At 65.4% G+C, this 4194-nt stretch carries 5 protein-coding genes; 3 read left to right on the forward strand and 2 right to left on the reverse strand.

Annotation, left to right across the window (positions count from 1 at the left end; genetic code table 11):
- Positions 1 to 1364, reverse strand: a 1364-nt coding sequence (locus tag WA702_RS30800; RefSeq protein WP_425114310.1) for an FAD-dependent oxidoreductase, incomplete at its 3' end; no start/stop codon positions are given.
- Positions 1365 to 1457: 93 nt separating this feature from the next.
- On the opposite strand from WA702_RS30800, the gene WA702_RS30805 reads away from it, so the two are divergent.
- A complete protein-coding gene (locus WA702_RS30805; RefSeq protein WP_425114311.1) occupies positions 1458 to 2000 on the forward strand; it encodes a SixA phosphatase family protein in 543 nt (180 codons plus the stop codon).
- A gap of 51 nt (positions 2001 to 2051) precedes the next feature.
- Positions 2052 to 2477 (forward strand): universal stress protein, encoded by a 426-nt coding sequence (locus WA702_RS30810; RefSeq protein WP_425114312.1) that lies wholly within the window; start codon positions 2052 to 2054, stop codon positions 2475 to 2477.
- Positions 2478 to 2633: 156 nt separating this feature from the next.
- Here the strand turns inward: WA702_RS30810 and WA702_RS30815 are convergent, their stop codons facing one another.
- Positions 2634 to 2861, reverse strand: coding sequence for a hypothetical protein (locus WA702_RS30815; RefSeq protein WP_425114313.1), 228 nt, complete (start codon positions 2859 to 2861; stop codon positions 2634 to 2636).
- Between the two features lie 221 nt (positions 2862 to 3082).
- Here WA702_RS30815 and WA702_RS30820 point away from each other — a divergent pair.
- A partial coding sequence (locus WA702_RS30820) for a PLP-dependent aminotransferase family protein (RefSeq protein WP_425114314.1) occupies positions 3083 to 4194 on the forward strand: 1112 nt, incomplete at its 3' end.

Here is a 4194-nt window from a genome sequence, read left to right on the forward strand (position 1 = left end):
GGCCGTGCCAATGCCGCCAGGCGCTGGGCCTTCTCGAGCCGGGCCTCGCGGGCCAGTTCCCGGGCCCGCATGCGGTCGCGATGCCGCGCCAATGTCCCGGCGAATGCGGAGCTGCCCCGGGTCCATAGCCCGACCGCATGGCCTGCGACGCGACCGGCCATGCCGCCAGCCCAGACCAGCTCGAACAAGGAGAACAGCCGCCAGCGATCATCGCCGGCCAGGATGGCGCTTGCGATCAACTGCCCGGCCATCGCCGAGGTATTGAGGCCTTGGCGGCCGAAGCCGCTGGCGACCCACAGCCCTCTGCGGAGCTGGCCGACCTGCGGCATGCCGTGCACGGTCTGTCCGGTGGCGCCGCCAAACGTCTCGGTGATGTCGACCCGGCCAAGCTGCGGAAACACCGTGCGGATGCGGCGTGCGATGGCGCCGGCAAAGCGCTGCGGCCTGGCCGCCCAGGTGGTTTCCGGGCTTGCCCACATCAGCCGGTCGCCGTCGACGATCCGGAACTGGTCGATCCCGTTGCTGTCGAGCACCGAGCCCGCGAAGCCGATCGCCTCCGACAGCTCCGTGCCGAGTGGCGCCGTGATCCCGCCATAGCGCCATACCGGCAGCAGCGTGTCCGACAGCCGCCGCAGCGGCGCCCCGAGATGAATGTTGCCGGCCAGAACGATCTGGGTCGCGCGCAGCTTCGCCGAGGGCGTGACGATGCGCTTGCGGATCCCGGAGAAGTCGATGCTGACCACCGGCGTGTCCTCGAAGATCCGCGCGCCGGCCCGCCGCGCCAGCTTGGCCAGCGCATGGACGTAGCGCCGGCCGTCGATCTGGAAGCCCTGCGGATAATGGATGCCGTGAAAATAGCGATCGGTCTTGAGCGCGGCGCGTACGCGCTCGATCTGCCAGCCTTCGACCGGCGTGTCGAAATCCTCGCCCAGCATCTGCAGTCGGCCCACCAGCGCATCGCCGGCGTCGACATTGGAGACCTCGAGCACGCCGTCACTGAGGCCGATCCCGGGCATCAGCGGCTCGGTGGCGTTGGCCTTGATGAACTCGGCTCCGGCCCAGGACAGTGCCCAGAGCTCCTTGGCATCGGCCAGCCCGACTCGCTCGATCAATTCGGGCAATGGGAGCGCAAACCCCGGCATGACGGTGCCGACGAGCGCCCCGGACGCGTTCCAGCCGACATGGCGGCCCTCGAGCACCGCAACGCTGGCGCCTTGCCGCGCAGCACAAAGTGCGACGGTGAGTCCAGCCAGGCCAGCGCCGACCACGCAAATGTCGACATCGAGGTCGAAAGACAGCCGGGTCCGTTCCTGACCGGCAGCAGAGCCGCCATCGTCGACCGCGCTTGTGGAAGTGTCGCTCATGACGTTTCTTATCCGGCCCTGTATCAGCTTGTCACCTTGTCCTGACCCGCGAGCTGTACCTTAATCGCGCCGAAACTGAGTCGAGAATTGCCGATGCGCCGTCTGATGTTGCTGCGTCACGCCAAGACCGAAAGCGACGCGCCGTCGGGCCGCGACCAGGATCGCCGGCTCGACGAGCGCGGCCACACTGACGCTGCCGATATCGGTGAGTTCATCGCGCGCCATCCGCCCTTTCCCGAGCTCATTCTGGTATCGCCCGCGGTCCGAGCCCGGCAGACCTGGGAGCTCGCCTGGACCATGATGCAGGCGCGGGTGCCAAAACCAAGGGTCGAGTTGGTGCCGGACATCTATGGCGCCGAGGTGATGCAATTGCTGCACAGCATCCGCATGTCGGCCGGCGTCGATCCGCAACGGCTGATGCTGGTCGGCCACAATCCCGGCATGCACGAATTCGCACTCGCCTTGATCGGAAGTGGTGATGCTGCGGCGCGTCACGAGCTGATGCGCAACCTGCCGACTTCGGGACTGGCCATCATCGATTTCGACATCGAGGACTGGAGCGACGTGTCATTTGGCTGCGGCAGGCTGATGACCTTCGTCACGCCCAAGCTCCTGAAGCACGGCTCCGACGATTGACAGCCCGCACTCCGCGAGCGCGTAATATCAGCGGAATGCAGGAGGCGTGAGATGTTCAAGTCGATACTCGTTCCGATCGATCTGTCCGATACCGATCTTGCCAAGCCCGCGATCGCGACAGCAGCGACGCTCGCGCAGACTTGGGAAGGCTCGGTCCGCCTGCTCAACGTAATGCCGATGACGCCGGTGATGCTGGCTGAATATGTCCCGGCCGATTTCGACACGCAGCAGCGTGAGACCGCGGAGGAAGCGCTGTCGATCGTAGCGCGCGAATCCGGCATCCCGCAAAACCGCATCAGCTACGCGGTGCGCCAGGGCGGCATCTATCACGAGGTGCTGGAAGAGGCCAACGCGGTGAGAGCCGACCTGATCGTAATGACCTCGCACCGGCCGGCGATGCGCACCTATTTCCTCGGCTCGAACGCCGGCCATGTCGTGCGCTACGCCAAATGCTCGGTGTTGGTGGTGAGGCATTAGTTAGCCGTTCATTCTTACTCGTCGTTAGAATGCTCGCGTTCTCGTGGCGGATGCTGGATGGCAAGAATTGCAATCTCATCCACCGCATCATCAACGCTATAATATACAAGGTAAGGAAATCGACGCATCAGGCTGCACGCGGAGTGAACCTCAGCTTCATCGTTCAAAACGACGAAAAGCGGCTTCAACCTCGGCGTCGGAGCCGAAGTCGCGCCGTTTAGCCTGCGCGAGCCCTTCGAGCACGGCAGGAAGATGTGCCGGGTCGATATCCTCCGGGTCCGCTTCATTGCCGGTCAAGGTCAACATAGCGAGGGCAATCTCGTCCTGGCTGTCTGGGGGAAGCTTCCCGACAGCTTGCAAGGTCATTTCGAGAAGTTTGGTCATGATGCAAACATAAGCTTATCCGCGCGACACGCAACTGACACCTGGAGTCAGAGGTCCAAGCTCGATGTGCCGCGCGACGCGTCCGACGCAAATGGCGGGACCGACATCGACGCCATTTGCACAGTCGGACTTCACAAGCCTCAAGGCGAAAGCAGCTTGATGCCGCCTGATTGAATCCGTAGATGTCTCGGTTCAAATGGAACATTGCCCTCGGTGCAATCATGTCTGTGCACGACTACCTGAAGCTCGCCGACACCATTGCGGACGAGATCGGAACTGGCCGGCTGAAGCCCGGCGACCGGCTGCCGCCGCAGCGCAGCTTCGCCTATGAGCGCGGCATCGCGGTCTCGACGGCCAGCCGTGTCTATACCGAGCTGTTGCGGCGGGGGCTCGTGGTTGGCGAGGTCGGCCGCGGCACCTTCGTCGCCGGCGACGGCCGCTCCACCACTGCACTCCCCAACGAGCCGCAGGGCGCGCGGATCGACCTCGAATTCAACTATCCGCTGCTGCCGGGCCAATCGGCCATGATCGCCAAGAGCCTGCAGGCGCTGCAGCGCCCGGAGACCCTCGACGTCATCCTGCGCCCGGCCTCGAGCATCGGCACGGCAGCGGCGCGCGCCAGCGCCAGCGCCTTCCTGACGCGCGGCGCCTGGACGCCGAGGCCGGATCAGCTGGTATTCACGGGCAATGGCCGGCAATCGATCGCGGCGGCATTGGCGGCGGTGGTGCCGCCGGGCGGACGCTGTGGCGTCGAGGCTCTGACTTATCCGTTCGTCAAGGGCATCGCAGCGCGGCTCGGCATCACGCTTGTGCCGCTCGCAATGGACGAGGATGGAGTGCGGCCGGACGCCGTCCAGCGCGCTCATCGCGAAGCCAAGCTGTCAGCGCTTTACATCCAGCCGGTCATGCAGAACCCGCTCGGCATGACGATGCCGTCGCAACGGCGTAGTGAGTTGCTGCGCGTCGTCGACAAGCTCGGGCTCATCGTGATCGAGGATGCGGTCTACGCCTTCCTCGATGACATCCCGCCTCTTGCTGCCGAAGCGCCCGATGTCTGCATCGTGCTCGACAGTCTGTCCAAGAAGGTAGCGCCGGGCCTGGCGCTCGGCTTCATCTCGGCGCCGCCGGCGTTGCGCGAGAGCCTGATGGCCGCCGTGCGCTCCGGCGGCTGGACCGCCTCCGGCTACATGCTCGCCGCCAGCCAGCGGCTGATCGACGATGGCATCGCGGCCGAGCTGACGCGGCTCAAGCGCGAGGACGCCGCGCGGCGACAGCGGCTCGCGAACTCGCTGCTTGCCGGCTTCACCGTGCAGGCCAACCACAAGGCCTATCA

It is taken from the genome of Bradyrhizobium sp., from assembly GCF_049798375.1.
Lineage (GTDB): Bacteria > Pseudomonadota > Alphaproteobacteria > Rhizobiales > Xanthobacteraceae > Bradyrhizobium.

Excerpts from the sequence above, each read along its gene's own strand:
- WA702_RS30805 (WP_425114311.1), top strand. The coding sequence starts at position 1,458 with ATGCGCCGTCTGATGTTGCTGCGTCACGCCAAGACCGAAAGCGACGCG.
- WA702_RS30810 (WP_425114312.1), top strand. The coding sequence starts at position 2,052 with ATGTTCAAGTCGATACTCGTTCCGATCGATCTGTCCGATACCGATCTT.
- WA702_RS30815 (WP_425114313.1), bottom strand. The coding sequence starts at position 2,861 with ATGACCAAACTTCTCGAAATGACCTTGCAAGCTGTCGGGAAGCTTCCC.